At 59.0% G+C, this 15104-nt stretch carries 17 protein-coding genes and 1 pseudogene; 9 read left to right on the top strand and 9 right to left on the bottom strand.

Annotated features, from left to right (window positions below):
- Window positions 1-166 precede the first annotated feature (166 nt).
- Window positions 167-490, bottom strand: coding sequence for a c-type cytochrome (locus tag AS026_RS05135; RefSeq protein WP_062368816.1), 324 nt, complete (start codon window positions 488-490; stop codon window positions 167-169).
- Window positions 491-826: 336 nt separating this feature from the next.
- Here AS026_RS05135 and AS026_RS05130 point away from each other — a divergent pair, with 336 nt between their 5' ends.
- Window positions 827-1567 carry a Crp/Fnr family transcriptional regulator gene (locus tag AS026_RS05130; protein WP_062368815.1) on the top strand — a complete coding sequence of 247 codons (741 nt, stop codon included), beginning with the start codon at window positions 827-829 and terminating at the stop codon, window positions 1565-1567.
- A 14-nt stretch (window positions 1568-1581) separates the two neighbouring features.
- Window positions 1582-3489, top strand: a complete 1908-nt coding sequence (locus tag AS026_RS05125; protein WP_062368814.1) for a hybrid sensor histidine kinase/response regulator — start codon at window positions 1582-1584, stop codon at window positions 3487-3489.
- 30 nt (window positions 3490-3519) lie between these two features.
- On the opposite strand, the gene AS026_RS43065 is transcribed toward AS026_RS05125, so the two are convergent.
- The 3 genes from AS026_RS43065 to AS026_RS05110 all read right to left on the bottom strand — a co-directional run bounded on the left by AS026_RS43065 (window position 3520) and on the right by AS026_RS05110 (window position 6222).
- Window positions 3520-3909: a CBS domain-containing protein gene (locus tag AS026_RS43065; RefSeq protein ID WP_245307334.1), complete on the bottom strand. Its 390-nt coding sequence runs from the start codon at window positions 3907-3909 to the stop codon at window positions 3520-3522.
- Window positions 3910-4175: 266 nt separating this feature from the next.
- Window positions 4176-4631 (bottom strand): baeRF12 domain-containing protein, encoded by a 456-nt coding sequence (locus AS026_RS05115; protein ID WP_063805905.1) that lies wholly within the window; start codon window positions 4629-4631, stop codon window positions 4176-4178.
- A 193-nt stretch (window positions 4632-4824) separates the two neighbouring features.
- Window positions 4825-6222 (bottom strand): trypsin-like peptidase domain-containing protein, encoded by a 1398-nt coding sequence (locus tag AS026_RS05110; protein ID WP_062368812.1) that lies wholly within the window; start codon window positions 6220-6222, stop codon window positions 4825-4827.
- 249 nt (window positions 6223-6471) lie between these two features.
- Here AS026_RS05110 and AS026_RS05105 point away from each other — a divergent pair, with 249 nt between their 5' ends.
- The gene (locus AS026_RS05105; RefSeq protein WP_062368905.1) at window positions 6472-7221 is read left to right on the top strand and encodes a response regulator; all 750 of its coding nucleotides are present in this window, start codon (window positions 6472-6474) and stop codon (window positions 7219-7221) included.
- Here the strand turns inward: AS026_RS05105 and AS026_RS05100 are convergent.
- Window positions 7175-7621 (bottom strand): hypothetical protein, encoded by a 447-nt coding sequence (locus AS026_RS05100; protein ID WP_062368811.1) that lies wholly within the window; start codon window positions 7619-7621, stop codon window positions 7175-7177. The genes AS026_RS05105 and AS026_RS05100 overlap by 47 nt on opposite strands.
- A gap of 141 nt (window positions 7622-7762) precedes the next feature.
- On the opposite strand from AS026_RS05100, the gene AS026_RS05095 reads away from it, so the two are divergent.
- Window positions 7763-9625, top strand: a complete 1863-nt coding sequence (locus tag AS026_RS05095) for a heavy metal translocating P-type ATPase (RefSeq protein ID WP_245307327.1) — start codon at window positions 7763-7765, stop codon at window positions 9623-9625.
- On the opposite strand, the gene AS026_RS43060 is transcribed toward AS026_RS05095, so the two are convergent.
- The 3 genes from AS026_RS43060 to AS026_RS05085 all read right to left on the bottom strand — a co-directional run bounded on the left by AS026_RS43060 (window position 9622) and on the right by AS026_RS05085 (window position 11339).
- Window positions 9622-9798: a universal stress protein gene (locus AS026_RS43060; protein WP_245307326.1), complete on the bottom strand. Its 177-nt coding sequence runs from the start codon at window positions 9796-9798 to the stop codon at window positions 9622-9624. The two genes, AS026_RS05095 and AS026_RS43060, sit on opposite strands and share 4 nt — an antisense overlap.
- 32 nt (window positions 9799-9830) lie before the next feature.
- Window positions 9831-10430, bottom strand: coding sequence for a hypothetical protein (locus AS026_RS05090; RefSeq protein ID WP_062368810.1), 600 nt, complete (start codon window positions 10428-10430; stop codon window positions 9831-9833).
- A gap of 75 nt (window positions 10431-10505) precedes the next feature.
- Window positions 10506-11339, bottom strand: a complete 834-nt coding sequence (locus AS026_RS05085) for a universal stress protein (protein WP_062368809.1) — start codon at window positions 11337-11339, stop codon at window positions 10506-10508.
- Window positions 11340-11487: 148 nt separating this feature from the next.
- On the opposite strand from AS026_RS05085, the gene AS026_RS05080 reads away from it, so the two are divergent.
- On the top strand, window positions 11488-11754 hold the full coding sequence (locus AS026_RS05080; RefSeq protein ID WP_062368808.1) for a hypothetical protein: 267 nt from the start codon (window positions 11488-11490) through the stop codon (window positions 11752-11754).
- Window positions 11755-11815: 61 nt separating this feature from the next.
- Here the strand turns inward: AS026_RS05080 and AS026_RS05075 are convergent, their stop codons facing one another.
- Window positions 11816-12127: a hypothetical protein gene (locus AS026_RS05075; RefSeq protein WP_062368807.1), complete on the bottom strand. Its 312-nt coding sequence runs from the start codon at window positions 12125-12127 to the stop codon at window positions 11816-11818.
- A gap of 155 nt (window positions 12128-12282) precedes the next feature.
- Here AS026_RS05075 and AS026_RS05070 point away from each other — a divergent pair, with 155 nt between their 5' ends.
- The 4 genes and pseudogenes from AS026_RS05070 to AS026_RS05060 all read left to right on the top strand — a co-directional run bounded on the left by AS026_RS05070 (window position 12283) and on the right by AS026_RS05060 (window position 15101).
- Window positions 12283-13266: a zinc-dependent alcohol dehydrogenase family protein gene (locus tag AS026_RS05070; protein WP_062368903.1), complete on the top strand. Its 984-nt coding sequence runs from the start codon at window positions 12283-12285 to the stop codon at window positions 13264-13266.
- 154 nt (window positions 13267-13420) lie between these two features.
- Window positions 13421-13625, top strand: a pseudogene (locus tag AS026_RS43055) (hypothetical protein); the annotation flags it as partial.
- A 120-nt stretch (window positions 13626-13745) separates the two neighbouring features.
- The gene (locus AS026_RS05065) at window positions 13746-14195 is read left to right on the top strand and encodes an EF-hand domain-containing protein (RefSeq protein ID WP_062368806.1); all 450 of its coding nucleotides are present in this window, start codon (window positions 13746-13748) and stop codon (window positions 14193-14195) included.
- A gap of 243 nt (window positions 14196-14438) precedes the next feature.
- Window positions 14439-15101 (top strand): hypothetical protein, encoded by a 663-nt coding sequence (locus tag AS026_RS05060; protein ID WP_062368805.1) that lies wholly within the window; start codon window positions 14439-14441, stop codon window positions 15099-15101.
- Window positions 15102-15104 lie beyond the last annotated feature (3 nt).

The raw sequence follows: 15104 nt of genomic DNA, 5'->3' as shown, positions 1-15104 counted from the left end.
CTGATGCTGCGCTGCGGCCATGAACCGTCGATAAGAAGTGTCATTGGCCGCCGGAAGGCGGTTGTCGGCAATCTTGATCTCGAGCCGGGGCTAATCAATACAAAACGAGAAGCAGGACTTCTTACGCCGGCGTCCGCCAAAACAAGGCGAGCGCGACGCGCTTTTGCTAGTGGTGCTGCGCCTTTATGTAGGCCACGAGATCAGCGATTTCCGAGCGTGTCAGTGAAAGGTTCGGCATTCGCGAGTGCTGGGGAGATGTCAAGAAGTCCGACAATCGCGCCTCGTTGAAGTGCTCGGCTCCACCGATCTGAGCGAAAGTCGGCACGGAATCCGAGCCATGAAACTGTCCGGGAGCAACGACGTGGCATTCGCCACACCAGCGAAGTGCGATGCCGCGTCCGCGAGCAAGATCGGCCGTGGTGCCCTCATCAAAGAACGCCAAAACGAGAGCAACGGCGATGGCGCCTGGTAAAATGCCTGTTCGGGTCATAGCTCGTGTCATCCTCAGCTAGGCTCATGGAGCGAGGCAATCCTTCATGAAACCGGCTGCCGATCGGCGCCTCGTAGGGCGACGAAGACTGCCTGAAAGCCCATAGATGCTACAGACAGTTGGCGTACGAATCTTTGATGCCGATCAATGCACCCGGAGTGTTGTCCGGTCCCGACCATCATTAACGGAGCCAAGCACGACTAGCAGCCCATTTCGGCGATGCCGGACGGGTTGTCACAAACTGTCACAAATTTAGACCAATTGGCACGGAAGTGGTATCGGGATGTGACGTTGCGATCGTGTACTGCGATCTTCATGATTTGAGGGAGCAAGATCATGTTCGCGAGCAGTCTCAATGTCCGACCCCTGTTTGAAGAAACCGGCCCAATACGCGAGCAATGCAGCCTAGGCGCGCTTTTCGACCGCAGTCCACGCGAGCGTGTGACGGCGGGCCAGATCGTCTTTTTTGAAGGCGACCGCGCCCTCCATGTCTTCGCGATCCGCGAAGGCAATCTGCGGATCTGCCGGCAGCTTCACGACGGACGTCGTGTAATTGCGGGTTTCCTTACCAAGGGCGACATTGTCGGGGTCTCGTTCAAGAACAGATATCTCTACAGCGCCGAGGCGCTGGACGATGTCGCATTCCAGCGGCAGACCAAGGTTGCATTCGAGAAGCAGCTTCTCGCTCGCCCCGATCTGCGGTCGGCGCTTCTCTCCCAGCTTTGCGACGAGGTGGCGGCAGCGCAGGATCAGATGGTGCTGTTGTCGTGCAAGAGCGCCGAAGAGCGTCTATGCAGCTTCCTATTAGCCCGGCTGCGGAAAAGCACTGCTCAAGGTTGTGAGCCAAACGTAGTCGATTTGCCCATGACCCGGCTTGATATCGCGGACTATCTTGGCTTGACCATCGAGACGGTCTCGCGCACGGTGACGAAGCTGGCAGGGCAGGGCATTCTATCGGCGGGCCGTCGCCATGAGATTCTCGTGCTGAAGAAGTCCGCGCTTGTGCAGCGGGCTGGCGAAGACGAAGCTGACGTCGATAATGGTCGTGAGGATACGCTAAGGTACTCTCATCATTAAAAGGCAGGGCGGCGATGCCAGGCGATGCCATAGTTCCATCAGCTCCGGAGCAGGATCTCGACGTAATCGCGCGCGTTTTCGACGATACGAATGTCATCATTCATGGCGCTGACGGCATCATCAGCCACTGGACGTCGGGGTGCGAGCGCCTCTATGGATGGAAACGCATAGAGGCCGTGGGGAAGGTGGTTCACACATTACTCCGGACGAAATCCGCCAGACCGATCGAGGATCTCCGCAAGGAGGTGTATGCTGGGATCACCTGGGAGAGCGACATCATCCACTATCACAAGGATGGACACCCGATGACGATCGCAACCCGCTGGGTTGTCTTCGACGCCCTTTCTCCGACACCGGCAGTCATACAGTCGAATACGGACGTTTCGGAGACAAGGAAGATCCAGGACGACCTCGCCGAACGCGAAGCGCATCTGACGTCAATACTCGCCACCGTGCCTGATTCGATGGTTGTCATCGATGAGGCGGGGTCGGTCAAATCCTTCAGCAGTGCCGCTGAAAAGCTATTCGGCTACTCCTCCCGCGAGGTCATCGGCCGCAATGTCCGCATGCTCATGCCGTCACCATATCGCGACGAACATGACAGATACATCGCAGACTACCTTCGCACCGGCAGGGCGAAGATCATAGGCATTGGGCGTGTTGTGAAAGGACGCAGAAAGGACGGATCAATCTTCCCAATGGAGTTGTCGGTGGGTGAAGCAGTGGCGAACGAAAGACGGATATTCACCGGCTTCATTCGTGACCTGACCAGCAGGCAGCGCATCGAGGAAGAGTTGCGACAGTCCCAGAAGATGGAAGCCGTCGGGCAGTTGACAGGTGGGTTGGCGCACGACTTCAACAATCTGCTGACAGTGGTCAGCGGAAATCTCGAAATGCTCGAGCCGCTGCTAGCCGATGAAGAACAGCGCTCGCTGCTTCGGGAGGCCCAGGAGGCGGCGGAAGACGGTGCAAAGCTGACGGCGCAACTTCTCGCCTTTGGGAGACGCCAGCCTCTCAATCCCGAGAACGTCGATGTAGGATCTCTGATATCCGGCTTCTCAGAGCTTCTGCGACGGACCCTTGGGGAAACGATCGAACTTCGCACAAGCATCAAAGGAAGCAGCCACACCGCCTTGGTCGACAAGTCGCAGCTTCAGAGCGCCTTGCTCAACCTTGCTCTGAACGCACGAGACGCAATGCCGACGGGCGGAAGCCTGACGCTCGATATCTCACGAGTGCGGCTCGACACAGAATATGCTGAGATGTATCCGGAGCTACCGCCTGGCGACTATATCCTGATCGCCGTGACGGACACGGGAAAGGGGATGCCGGAAGAGGTGAAAGCCCGCGCATTTGAACCGTTCTTCACCACCAAGCGCGTCGGTGTTGGGACTGGCCTTGGTCTCAGCATGGTCTACGGCTTCGTCAAGCAATTGGGGGGGCACGTTCAGCTCTACAGCGAGCTCGACAAGGGAACGACGATCCGGATTTTCTTACCTGCAGTAGGTTCTGCGGGCGTTCAAATTTCTCGAAAGACGTCAAACGCCGAGTATGCCCCACGCGGAACCGAGCGGATTCTCGTCGTCGAAGATGATGAGCGCGTAAGGCGGGTCGTCGTGGCAAGGCTCACGAAGGCGGGCTATTCTGTTCTGGAGTCCGAGGACGCCGCAAGTGCTCTCGAATTACTCTCGACGAGCGAGCCGATCGATCTGCTGTTCACCGATATCGTCATGCCAGGTGGAATGACTGGCGACGAGCTGGCACGCAGGGCTGTGCTGCTCAGGCCGGGTCTCAAAGTGTTGTTCACATCCGGCTATGCGGAGCCAGGCATCGCCAACAAATCGCTACCGACGGCGAATTGGCTGAAGAAGCCGTACACCGCGCATGAACTTTCGATCCGGCTGCGCCAGCTTCTCGATTAATGCCTCAGGGCGCGGGCTTCACCCGGCTGATTATGTGATAGGCGATCTGGAGCTTGTTTGACACACCATGTACACTGGGAACACCGTCAGCCCCTCTTGCTGCTTCCCGCTCGAGAGAGTTGTCAACTTCTCCGCGAAGTGTAACCAGTCCGCCCTGACCGAGGTATCGATGGCTTCCGGTAAAACACCAAGGTCCGCCTGCAGCCGTGCACGCACCGCTTGGCATATGGCATCATCGCCGCAAGCCACCGAACCGGAAGGCTCATCGACCATGGCACGCATGAGGTCGCGGCGGCTTATCATCCCTACGAGCCGCTCGTCGGCGACGACCGGGTTGTGTTTGATGGCGCGCGCAAGAAGGAGATCGGCGACTTGGACGATCGTAGCAGCTGGAAGCGCGCTGACGACCGGCGAAGTCATGACGTCCCTGATCCTCCAGCTCCGGGCCTTGATGTAATTCGCGGGCGCCTCAATCCAGCCTCGGGTGTGAGGAAACCGGCCGCGTTCCATTCGACAAGCAGATGCGCCCGTGCCCATGTCGTCGACGTCCGGAACGGAACCGATCTTTGTTGCGTTAATGATTTCGATCGATCGCCGGACGTTCTGGTCTCACCGGACTGGTCATGATGTCCTTGGAAAACATTGCGATACCTTTTTTATCCGAGTCAACCGGAGTGGTGGTAGCCTCAATGATTGTAGGCTTCCAACCGTGTTTCGATCTCTTGGATAGGCATCTTCGTGAAGTCCTTGGCGATCTCTCCAACGATCACATCCTTGGCGATAGACGCTAGATTTGGTCGTAGAATGCCAAGCGCGCGAGGAGGGGCGACGACCAGCAGTCGCCGCAGGGTGCCCCCGGCGATGTCATTCGCCAACTCGCTTGCTAAACCGGCGAGGAAGTTCTGTTCATCGCGCTCGTGCAGGTCCGGGGCCTCGACGGCGCTCCGCGCACCACCCGCCGCTCCGTAGACACGACCTGGGCGGTCGTCTCCTAGTTCGTGCGTGGGCACTCCCTCATGGGTCGTCATGCGGATCTCGACGAGGTTCAAGTTTTGCGCGTCCCCATCGTTGCGTAACAGGAGTGCCTTCGATCCATCACAAACAAGGATCCAGTCCTTCGCGCGAATCCGGATTTTATCCATTTCCATCGTCCTCCTTGGCAATGGCCGACGAAATGCGGATCGCACGGCCCACCTCTGACTTGATGTGCCCACTCTATCGTTCGACCGAATGGGCTACATTGCACTGGATCAAATTAGCCTCATCCGAACACGTTTAGCCTCGACGACGTGCGGGCACACCCGTACGCTGGCATTTGAAATGAGATACAGCAGACTATCGTTTGACGATGAGGAAGCTTCCATGGCCGTCGCGAAAAATTCCGACAAGGAGAAGCTCTGTCGAAGCCTTTGCCAGCTCAACCACCATCTGCGGCGTCGTTGCGTTCGTCTGATTGACGCTGGTAATGACATCTCCGGGCTGCAAGCCAGCAGCCGCGGCGGGGCTACTGTCTGAAATCGAGGATATCACGGCACCTTGAACCTTTCCGAATGCGTCGGATGCGGTATCGAGGGTTTGCAGCGTGACCAGATCGAGCAACCCCTTACCATCGACGTAGTCGACAGTTTCGGCCGGCGGCTCTGTCGCGGCGGCGGCCGCGAGCGTCGCGACAACCTCGACACTGCCGCTACGTCGCAGAAGTGTTAGCTTGACGGCCGTTTCTGGCGGAAGGGCAGATATGCGCGCTCGCAGTTGCGTGGAGCCCGAGATCGGAAGTCCATCGACCGCGGCGATGACGTCCCCGACGACGATGCCGGCCTTAGCACCAGGGGATTGGGGCCGCACCTCATTTACCAGGGCTCCCGATGAGGTGTTGACTCCGAGGACCTTTGCAAAGTCTGCACTGCTATCCTGAACCTGCACGCCAAGCTGGCCTCGACGGATTTCGCCATGCGAAACGAGTTGCCGCATGATCGCACTGGCCGTATTGATTGGGACAGCAAATCCAATCCCAATGTTGGCTCCCGATGGCCCAAGGATCGCCGTGTTGATGCCGACCACCTTGCCCTCGAGGTCAACGAGGGCGCCGCCGGAATTCCCAGGGTTCAAGGATGCGTCGGTCTGGATAAAGCCCTCTTCGGAATCCAACCCCAGTCCGGATCGATCGAGTGCGCTGACGATGCCAAACGTCACGGACTTCCCTAGGCCGTACGGAGTGCCGATGGCGACGACGTAATCGCCGACTTTCAACGAAGCGGAATCTCCGAGCACTGCCTGGCTCAATCCGGCGGCGCTGATCCTTATGACGGCCAGATCGGTCTGGGCGTCGGCGCCGACAGCGACCGCATCGTAACTTTCACCATTGGCGATCGTCACCTTGAGGGACGTGGCGCCCTCGATCACATGATTGTTCGTGAGGATGTACCCGTTGCGTGCATCCGTTATGACCCCGGTTCCTGCCGTCTCGGAGATCTGAGCTACAGCCGTTTGCCTCGGGGTCGACTTATTTTGCGCACCGGGCATCAGGTAGAGAGTGTCGTCCTGCACGTCGTTTGATTTTCCGCGCACGGATATACTGACGACTGTTGGAATAACACGGCTGAGCATCGGCGCTAGCGATGGTGTCACTGATTGCCCTGCGTCGGCGGTCTCGAGGGACCCGAGAGTGAGCCCTAGTGCGCCAATCACAAACGCCATGCTCCTCAAGCTGTAAAGAAAGTGGCCGCCAGCCATGCTTCATCTCCCGTCTCACCAGCGTCTGAGGACCAGATTGAGGGGAAAGAATCCGGGCGCATTGATTAAGCGCAAATTGGCGGGAGATTGCACACGAACGTCGATTCTGTAGGAAGTCGCGGCGGTGTCGCCTTCGATCCGTTCAAACCAGGCGACTAAAGACGCAATTGACCAGTATGATCTCCGGCGTATTCTACGCCCGATCCAGCATTTTCCGGCTCGTTCAACTGCAATGATCCAGAAGCGATGATGAACATGGGGTCTCCAGCAGAAACGCAAATCCTTGTTGTCGACGACGATCCGCATATCCGGAAGATGCTTCAGCGGTATTTCGAACACGAAGGTTACAAGGTCACCTGCGTGGCGACAGGCAGGGAAATGCGATTGGTGCAGAGCGCGAGACCATTCGACATCGTCCTTCTTGACCTCGTCCTTCCTGATCAGGATGGGATTGATCTGGCCCGAGAGCTACGCAGCGGTTCGAATGTGCCGATCATGATACTCACCGGACGCGACGACGTCGTCGACCGTGTGGTCGGCCTGGAGGTCGGGGCGGACGACTATATCGTGAAGCCCTTCCACCTGCGGGAGGTTCACGCGAGGCTCAAGTCGATCCTACGCCGCTATCAGACACCCAGCAAAGCGGACTCGAATTCAGATGGCCTGTTTGTTTTCGAAGGCTGGCGACTCGACAGTGAGAAGCGAAAGCTTCTCAACCCCGAGAATGTTGAAGTGGAGCTTTCCACCGGGGAGTTCGAGATGCTGGACGCATTTGTCCGCAACGCAGGTCGGGTTCTAAGCAGAGACATACTGATGGATCTCACGCGACATCGGGGGCGAGATCCCTTCGATCGCTCGATAGATACGCAGATTTCCCGGTTGAGAAGAAAAATCGAAATCGATCCGGCACGACCGAAGCTCATAAAGTCCGTTCGGTCGGTCGGTTACGTCTTCACCGCCAAGCCGGCCCGATCGGCTTTGGATGCACGCGATAAATGAGCCCATGATCCCAACGGCGAAAAAGATCGGAATCCTCCAGCTCTTGCAGGCTCCCGGGTAGGTTGGTCCAGACGCGCATGAACTGGCACTCGGTCGCCTGAGCTTCGAGCGATGAAAACAAGCTCTCGGCAATTTGATGGTGATCGGCAGCGCTAAGAGCGATGAAGATCGGAACATCCATGAGTAACCCCGCCTCCGGGTGCATTCGAAGCCTGAAGACGGCCAGACCTCTCACGCGCCCGGCAAGATCGCTGGCGCTGATGCAACGCCAGTTCCGACTGTCATCGAACACGGCCGCCCAGTCCTTTTCATTGAACGTAGGGGCCACGCTGCAGACAAGGACGAAGGCCGCGAGCTCGTCGTCCCGCCGCAGTTCGCCAACGACGTAGTCGTAGTGCATGGCGTCCTCCCAAGTGCCGGACAATTGGAGTGCTATTTGTCTCGCGGATACCGTCTGTGTCATTGTCATAGATCAATGACGACGACTTGGCTCATGCGGCGTCTTCTCTACCAGCGGACTTTTCACGGAAGGAGGAACGGCGTGCGATCGCTGGAACCAAGATCAACGTCAAAGTGGACTGTGTTTGGAGACCGCGCGAAGCTCCTTGTCGAGCGGCACTGGCCGCTTATCCTCTTCTGTTTGGCTCTCACATTTCTGGTAAGCGGTCTATCCCTTGCACTGCTGGACGTCTGGTCAACTGCGAGTATTCTTCTTGTTTCGGGCATCCTCCTGGTACTGTCCTGCCTTCTCGTCGAAATTGTCTCAAAGCTCCGGCGGAAAGAGTTCGGACTCGATCTCATTGCCGCCTTGGCAATGGCCACGGCGCTGTGGTTCGGCCAATATCTCGCTGGCGCGATCGTTTCGGTCATGTATGCGGGGGGCCACTTTCTGGAATTTTATGCGCATCGTCGTGCCGAAAGCGGTATGACCGACCTTCTTTCCCGAGTGCCTCGCAGCGCGCTGCGTATCAACGACGGCGAGTTCACAGAGGTCGCGATAAATGCGATCGCCCCTGGAGACCGCCTCCTCATTCGGCGCGGCGATGTCGTTCCCGTCGACGGAACCGTGGATGGCGGCCCAGCCGTCCTCGACCAGTCCGCACTGACGGGGGAGCCGCTGCCTGTCCACTTATCGCGGGGCGATGTGGTCTCAAGCGGCGCGTCGAACGCCGGAGGCGCTTTCGATCTGATCGCCTCGAAGGCGGCCAAAGACAGTACTTATGCGCACGTGCTGCGGCTGGTCGAGCAGGCCAAGCAATCCAAGGCGCCGATTTACAGGCTTGCCGACAGGATGGGGCTTTGGTTTCTGGCGCTCACCCTCCTCGTTGCGGCCGTCGCGGTGGGGGCATCGGGAGACAGCGTCAGGCTCCTGGCTGTCCTTGTCGTCGCGACGCCCTGTCCCCTCATCCTGGCCGTTCCTGTGGCGTTGGTAGCGGGGATATCGAAGGCGGCCCGTAGCGGCATCCTGATCAAGGGCGCAGCGGTGCTCGAAGCCCTGTCGAAGATCGATATCATTGTCTTCGACAAGACGGGAACCCTGACGATCGGGCAACCGACGGTCTCTGACGTTCTCGGCACTGATGACCCGGACGCGCTGCTGCGTCTGGCCGCGTCGGCGGAACTGGCATCAGCTCACCCATTGGGCCGGGCCATCATCAAGGAAGCGCAAAGTCGGCATCTTTTGCTCAGCAAACCGGTGCGGGCGGCCGAGGTGGCGGGAGAGGGTGTCGAGGCGATGATCGAAGGGCGTCGTGTGCTTGTCGGAGGACCTGCCTTTGTCCGCTCGAGGGGCATCGAGCCGCAAGTGTCGGTTGCCAACGAAGCCAGCGCGCTTGTATGCGTGGATGAACGGGTTTTTGGGGCAATACGTTTCGAAGACCCTCTAAGAGGGGATGCCGTTCGGGCAATCGAAGATCTCCGCACGCTCGGCATAAAGCATATTTCGCTCGCAAGCGGCGATCGGCTCGAGGTCGCTAAGGCAATCGCTGACCGTCTTGGAATGGACACCGTCGAGGCCGATCTCAGCGCGGCAGACAAGGTCGAAGTCGTTTTAAGGACGAAGACGCTGGGCAACGTGATGATGGTGGGCGACGGCGTCAATGACGCTCCGGCACTGGCCGCAGCGGATGTCGGACTAGCGGTCGCCCGCGGCAACCTGGCCGCCGCGGCTGAGGCTGCGGACCTCGTGCTGCTCAAGAGCGGTTTGAGCGGCATAGTGGCCGCGTTGGAGGTCGCCCGTCGGTCGTGGCGAATTGCACTCCAAAGCGTGGCAGTTGGTATTGGCCTGTCTGCGATCGCGATGGCATTCGCAGGACTAGGACTTCTCCCGCCGGTCCAGGGCGCTCTGATCCAGGAGGCGATCGATTTCGCGGTCGTCTTGAACGCCCTTCGAGCGCTAGCTTAGTGGGATAGCAGGGCCGGAATGCGGAGATTGTCGAGCAAGGTGCGCGTCACACCGCCGACCAGGGCTTCGCGCAGCTTGGTGTGCCCATAGGCACCAGCGATAAGAAGGTCGGCGTGGCCCTCTATGGCGTTGTCCTGGATGATGGTGGTGACGTCTTCTCCGTCGCTGTGCACGGCAGCTAACGCGACTTCGAGCCCTGAATGCTTCAGTGCTTCGGTATAGCGATCAAGAAAACCCTCCGCCGAGCCGCGGCGCCCACAAATATTACTGTCACTTTCGTCGCCGATTGGATCATAGGGAACGCGTTGGCGACGGAGCGGGCGGCCGTTGCACTGCCATCCCATGCGATCGCAATATTGTCGATGCGGCCATAGAAATCGGCCGACGGCAGGAGAAGCAGCGGGCGACCGCTGTCAAAGACGAGGCTTTCTACAATTGGCCTCGCCAGCTCGGTGTTTTCCAGGATCGTAACGTCGTAGGCGCGAGCAAGTTCGGCCAGCCGGATTGTCGCCGACATCGCCTCGGCCTCAGTGGGAACAAGCCTCACGTCGAGGCCAACCCGTTCGGCCCGCTCTCGCAAATGCCTGACGAGCTGAGCTGCGGCATCCCGATCAAAGCGGTCTGCCTGGAACTCGTCATCGTCTGAATATGTTTCGGCGGCTTCGTGGCCATGGCGCCGCGCGACAGCAAGGCTGGCGACAAGATCGGCACCCTGATGCAACGAAAACTGAATAGCGTTCTCGATGATCGCAAACGAACTCGCTTCCGGACGCGTGGTCAATGGCAGATGAAACTGTGGCTTCATGGCGGCCTCCCGAGACATGACATGGTCCATTGCTTTTAGCGGCCGGCCGGCCGGCGGGGCCGCTAGACCTTTCCACTACCGCGACAGGAAGAGCGGAATCCGGCTGTCCTTCAGCATCGAACGGGTGACGCCTCCAAACAGGCGTTGCTGTATCCGCGGGTGATTGTAGGCACCCATGACCACCATGTCGGCTGCCACGTCCGTGGCATGTTGGCGCAAGGTTTCGTCCACGCGGCGCCCACCGCTGGCAACCCGATCGACCTCGACCTTCACGCCGTGACGGGTAAGGAACATGGCAATGTCGGATCCGGGCTCTTCGCCATTCTCCCAGCTTCTCGCGACCGGGTCTACGATCGTGACGTGCACGGCACCACAGCCCTTCAGGAATTCCAGCGACTGGCGGGTGGCACGCGCTGCCTCGTCGCTCGAATCCCAAGCGAGCAGGATCGACTTTGGAAACGAGCTGACAGCCTGCGTACGTGGGTTGATCAGGATCGGCGTCGGAGACTCGAACAGGGCGCCATCGACGATACGTCTCTGAAGATCCTCGTTGCCGGCAGCTTGCGCTCCCACGAGAACGAGATCGGCGTACAGCGCATGCTGGGCGATGTCCCCTTCCGCCCATGCAAACTCTGTGTAGACCTCCTGGACGTCGAAGGACAGCTCCGTCCTTTCCAGGATCTCCTGTACCGCTTTCGTTTCCGCGGCGAGCCGGTCTATTTCCTGCTGTTGGCCTTCGAGCCACGCTGTTGAGATTGCTTCGTAGGTGGCGATCGCCGGAACGGCCCCCATGCAGATCACAAGGGCGGTCATATGGGCGCCCTGTGTTTCGCAAAATTCCATTGCCGACTTGAGGTCCTGGTCCCAGCGGCCGACGTCGAAGACGCACATGACGGTTTTGATACTCATTGCACTGCCTCCTTCTTGGTAGCTGCGATCATATCGCTTTCCTGGAAGGCTTCTTTGATGTTCGTCAAATCGATTGCCGAGCTCAGGGAACCGCTGGACGGCTTCTGCGTTGAAACGTCCAATCGAAACGCAGTACCGGCAGCCTGCAATGCGACAAACATTCGATCCTTTCGCTCACGGCTGGCTGCTTCTGCAGATGCGGTGTCCGGCCCTTCGGGCCCTTCGCGGCAAGCAGCATCGCGTGAAGGACCTATGCGAATCCTACAGCGAGGTGGTTCTTTATCTCGAATGGTTGCGGACGTCGGGAGATAAAAAGCTGCTCGGCGAGTACGGTCAACTATGTGCCGACCTCGAGCAGGACGTGTATTGGTTTCTCGTATTCTTCGATGCCCACCCCGAAGCGGGCATGGGATAGCCGGCGAGCCGTGGCTTAACCCAAGTCAACTCTCGATATGGTGGGCGTGCGACGGTCGGCGCTAAAAGACGTCCATTCCGCCAAGCCCGACGAACTTCGTGCTAAACCCTTGGGCGTGAGCTTGCTTTAACAGGCGATCGGCGCTCATCATGTCTAGCCGCATGCTTCCGGCGAAACATTGACGAAGCGGACAGCAGAGCTCTCGTGTCGCCCAGTCGAGAGCCCGCAGCGAGATCATCGTGACGACCCAATGGTCGTCGTCCGTCCGTTCGAGCAGGATGTCGCCTTCGTTCTTTCTGGCGGGAAGGGCGGATGCGCACGCGGCGAACGCCGATGCGTCCTTGTCCTTGGCGGCGGTCACCATATGGTTCATCCTGCTATCCTCCTCTTGCTGCGGCCACCACGACGTGGGAACCGACTTAAGCTTATCCGGAGACGGGGTCGGGGTTGTTGATCCAGGTCAAGGCGGCAAGCTTTGGCTTTCGGATTGATCGAAATGATACATCGGGTGTCGACAAGGAGAAAGAGATGAGGGCGATGGTCCTGGAAAGAGTCGGCGTTCCGCTGCGTCTTATGGAGACGCCGGATCCGTGTCCTTCCGCGGGTCAGGCTGTGATAGCGGTGGAAGCCTGCGGGGTTTGCCGCACGGACCTTCACGTCTTTGATGGCGATCTTCCAAATCCGAAGCTGCCTTTAGTGCTCGGACACGAGATCGTTGGTCGCGTGGTCACCGTTGGCCCCGGTGTCTCGAAAAACCTTGAGGGATGGAGGGTGGGCGTGCCATGGCTCGGACGCACGTGTGGATGTTGCTCGTTCTGTCTCTCTGGAACCGAAAACCTTTGCGACGCACCCGGCTTTACCGGCTATACGCTCGACGGCGGATTTGCGACGCACGTCGTGGCCGACGCGAACTATGCGTTCACTTTACCAGAGGGTTTGGGCCCTGTCGCAACCGCGCCTCTCCTTTGCGCGGGTCTGATCGGATGGCGATCATTGAAAATGGCGGGACAAGGCAAGGCGATCGGTCTCTATGGCTTCGGTGCAGCGGCGCACATTCTCGCGCAAGTGTGCCAGTGGCGAAAGCAGGAGGTCTACGCTTTTGTTCGTCCGGGGGATGAGGCGGGAAGGCGCTTCGCGCTCGAGCTGGGCGCCACCTGGGCAGGCTTCTCGGACGAGATGCCACCTATCCAGCTGGACGCGGCTATCATATTTGCGCCAGCAGGAGAGTTAGTTCCCAAAGCTCTGGCGGCGGTCCGCAAAGGCGGCACCGTCGTTTGCGGGGGCATCCACATGAGCGACATTCCGGCCATGCCCTATCGGCTCCTGTGGGGAGAGCGTCGCATCGTATCGGTAGCCAATCTCACACGCGACGATGCACGAGAATTCTTCGGGCTCGTGGGACAGGCGAGCATCCGAACAGTCACCACCTCCTATCCACTGGAGCGTGCCAATGACGCGCTTGCCGACTTGCGGGCAGGGCAGATCAATGGGGCAGCGGTGCTCGTGCCGTGACCCGGCCGCTCGACGATGCACCACGGCATTTGCTTGGTTGATGCCGGGTTCGGAAGCGGAAGGGTGATGTTTCCACATTCTTGATTCATATCAAAGAAGCACGCAGCCGGCAGGTTCATTGTTCGCATGTCAAAGTGGCTGCATATGCAGCCCGGTGGAGGGCGAACTGCAGGGCATTGCGAGGGCGCGAAAGCTCAGCCAGGCGATGATGAGCAACATAAGCCAGAACCTGTTCTTCGCTCGCATACTACAACGCGGCGGGTGTGCCCGGAGCGGCAGGCGTGCTCTATCCAATCTCCGGGCTGCTGCTCTCGCCGATCATTGCGGCGGCCGGAATGGCGTTGTCCTCGGTAGCGTGATCGGCTGCGGCTGCGGCGCGCGTCGATCGTCTAGATGTCCGCCGTCGCGGTCGTCGGGAACGACAATCGAATTCATTCAGTAAGAAGCCGCGGATACAGACCAGCAAAAGGAGAAACGACATGAGAACCATACGAACTGCAAATGCGGTCCTGCTGGCCGCGCTGTTTGCTCTAGGCGGAGGCGGTGCCGTTTTCGGCCAGACGAGCGGAACCTATCTCCATCATCCTGTGAATTTGGCGCAGGCCGCCCCACAGTCTGGAATGCCGGACATGATGGGGGGTGGCATGATGGGACACGGCCAGGGCGCTATGCCAGGCGGACCAGGCATGATGGCTGGTGGTATGATGGCCGGGAACATGATGCAGTCCGGCATGGTGGGCGGCATGCCTATGATGGGTATCCGAGGACCCATGATGAAGATTATGTTTGCGATCGCCGACACGAACGGGGATGGCGCGCTGTCCTTCGAGGAGGTGATGACGATCCACAGGCGGATCTTCGATAGCGTGGACGCCAACAAGGACGGCAAGGTCACGCCCGAAGAAATGCAGACGTTCTGGCAGCCATAGGTTTCGGAACGATGACCGGGATGATCGACGATCGCGCCATTAGGCTGGCGCGACCGCGATCCGTTGCCAAGACGACGAACGGTCATGTGACTTTCTGATCCTAGTCGCGCAGACTTTCCAGATGTACCATCGGCGAGGTATCATTCGAAGACGCATCGGGCGCGATACCTAGCCTCTTGACGCCTTAGCGAGAACACAGGAGCCGGACGATGACGAGCACACGAATTTCGCAGAGCGTCTGACATGGGCGCGACATCACGCCCGAGAACAACTGGTGTGCGGCACTTCCTGGATCTTGAGCAGCAGCGCGATTGGATAGCGGGCAAGATCGACTTGTTGGACGCGGACGAGCGCCAAGAGTCCCTTGAACAGCGCTTCAAATATGTCGCTCGATTTGAAAAACTCCTCAGTCGCCCGCAAGCGAGGCAACTGCTGGAGATTCTCGGGCTATACGGTCCAAACTGCATTCCGATCATGCGCAAGACCGAGCGCTACTACTGGTCGGTTTCCTGTCTCCCATCCACCTCGGACAAGCCGCTCATACGCGTCAATGCGAGCTGGATGGAGCTCTTCACGCTCTATGCCCACGGCGACGATATCCGCGCCCGATTCATCGTGCATCTTTCGGATTTCACTACAGATGGTTCAGCAACACCGAGCCGGGTGGACGAACACTTTCTTGAGCAAAGTGTCGCGATGCCAGAGCACGTCAGTTACTTCTTCCCGCGTGGTGCTGATATTTTCGGCATCAATGTGCGCGGCTCTGTCTCGATCCGCAAATTTCTCACAAGCCGCCGCGTACTGAGCGCAATCCGCACCTTCAACCTGACGCACATGAACCGGGGACGGAACGCCTATCAGGCGAGCCATTGCTACAGTGTGGCGGATTACATGCAGGCAGTTTGAGGG

Origin of the sequence: Rhizobium altiplani (genome assembly GCF_001542405.1) — a bacterium.
Lineage (GTDB): Bacteria > Pseudomonadota > Alphaproteobacteria > Rhizobiales > Rhizobiaceae > Rhizobium > Rhizobium altiplani.
The sequence above is the reverse complement of the archived record's forward strand: the minus strand, read 5'-3'. Positions and strand labels throughout refer to the sequence as shown.

Bases quoted from the DNA above. Each gene is read 5' to 3' on its own strand.
- AS026_RS05135 (WP_062368816.1), bottom strand. From the start codon at position 490: ATGACCCGAACAGGCATTTTACCAGGCGCCATCGCCGTTGCTCTCGTT.
- AS026_RS05130 (WP_062368815.1), top strand. From the start codon at position 827: ATGTTCGCGAGCAGTCTCAATGTCCGACCCCTGTTTGAAGAAACCGGC.
- AS026_RS05125 (WP_062368814.1), top strand. From the start codon at position 1,582: ATGCCAGGCGATGCCATAGTTCCATCAGCTCCGGAGCAGGATCTCGAC.
- AS026_RS43065 (WP_245307334.1), bottom strand. From the start codon at position 3,909: ATGACTTCGCCGGTCGTCAGCGCGCTTCCAGCTGCTACGATCGTCCAA.
- AS026_RS05115 (WP_063805905.1), bottom strand. From the start codon at position 4,631: ATGGATAAAATCCGGATTCGCGCGAAGGACTGGATCCTTGTTTGTGAT.
- AS026_RS05110 (WP_062368812.1), bottom strand. From the start codon at position 6,222: ATGGCTGGCGGCCACTTTCTTTACAGCTTGAGGAGCATGGCGTTTGTG.
- AS026_RS05105 (WP_062368905.1), top strand. From the start codon at position 6,472: ATGAACATGGGGTCTCCAGCAGAAACGCAAATCCTTGTTGTCGACGAC.
- AS026_RS05100 (WP_062368811.1), bottom strand. From the start codon at position 7,621: ATGCACTACGACTACGTCGTTGGCGAACTGCGGCGGGACGACGAGCTC.
- AS026_RS05090 (WP_062368810.1), bottom strand. From the start codon at position 10,430: ATGAAGCCACAGTTTCATCTGCCATTGACCACGCGTCCGGAAGCGAGT.
- AS026_RS05085 (WP_062368809.1), bottom strand. From the start codon at position 11,339: ATGAGTATCAAAACCGTCATGTGCGTCTTCGACGTCGGCCGCTGGGAC.
- AS026_RS05080 (WP_062368808.1), top strand. From the start codon at position 11,488: ATGCGACAAACATTCGATCCTTTCGCTCACGGCTGGCTGCTTCTGCAG.
- AS026_RS05075 (WP_062368807.1), bottom strand. From the start codon at position 12,127: ATGAACCATATGGTGACCGCCGCCAAGGACAAGGACGCATCGGCGTTC.
- AS026_RS05070 (WP_062368903.1), top strand. From the start codon at position 12,283: ATGAGGGCGATGGTCCTGGAAAGAGTCGGCGTTCCGCTGCGTCTTATG.
- AS026_RS05065 (WP_062368806.1), top strand. From the start codon at position 13,746: ATGAGAACCATACGAACTGCAAATGCGGTCCTGCTGGCCGCGCTGTTT.
- AS026_RS05060 (WP_062368805.1), top strand. From the start codon at position 14,439: ATGGGCGCGACATCACGCCCGAGAACAACTGGTGTGCGGCACTTCCTG.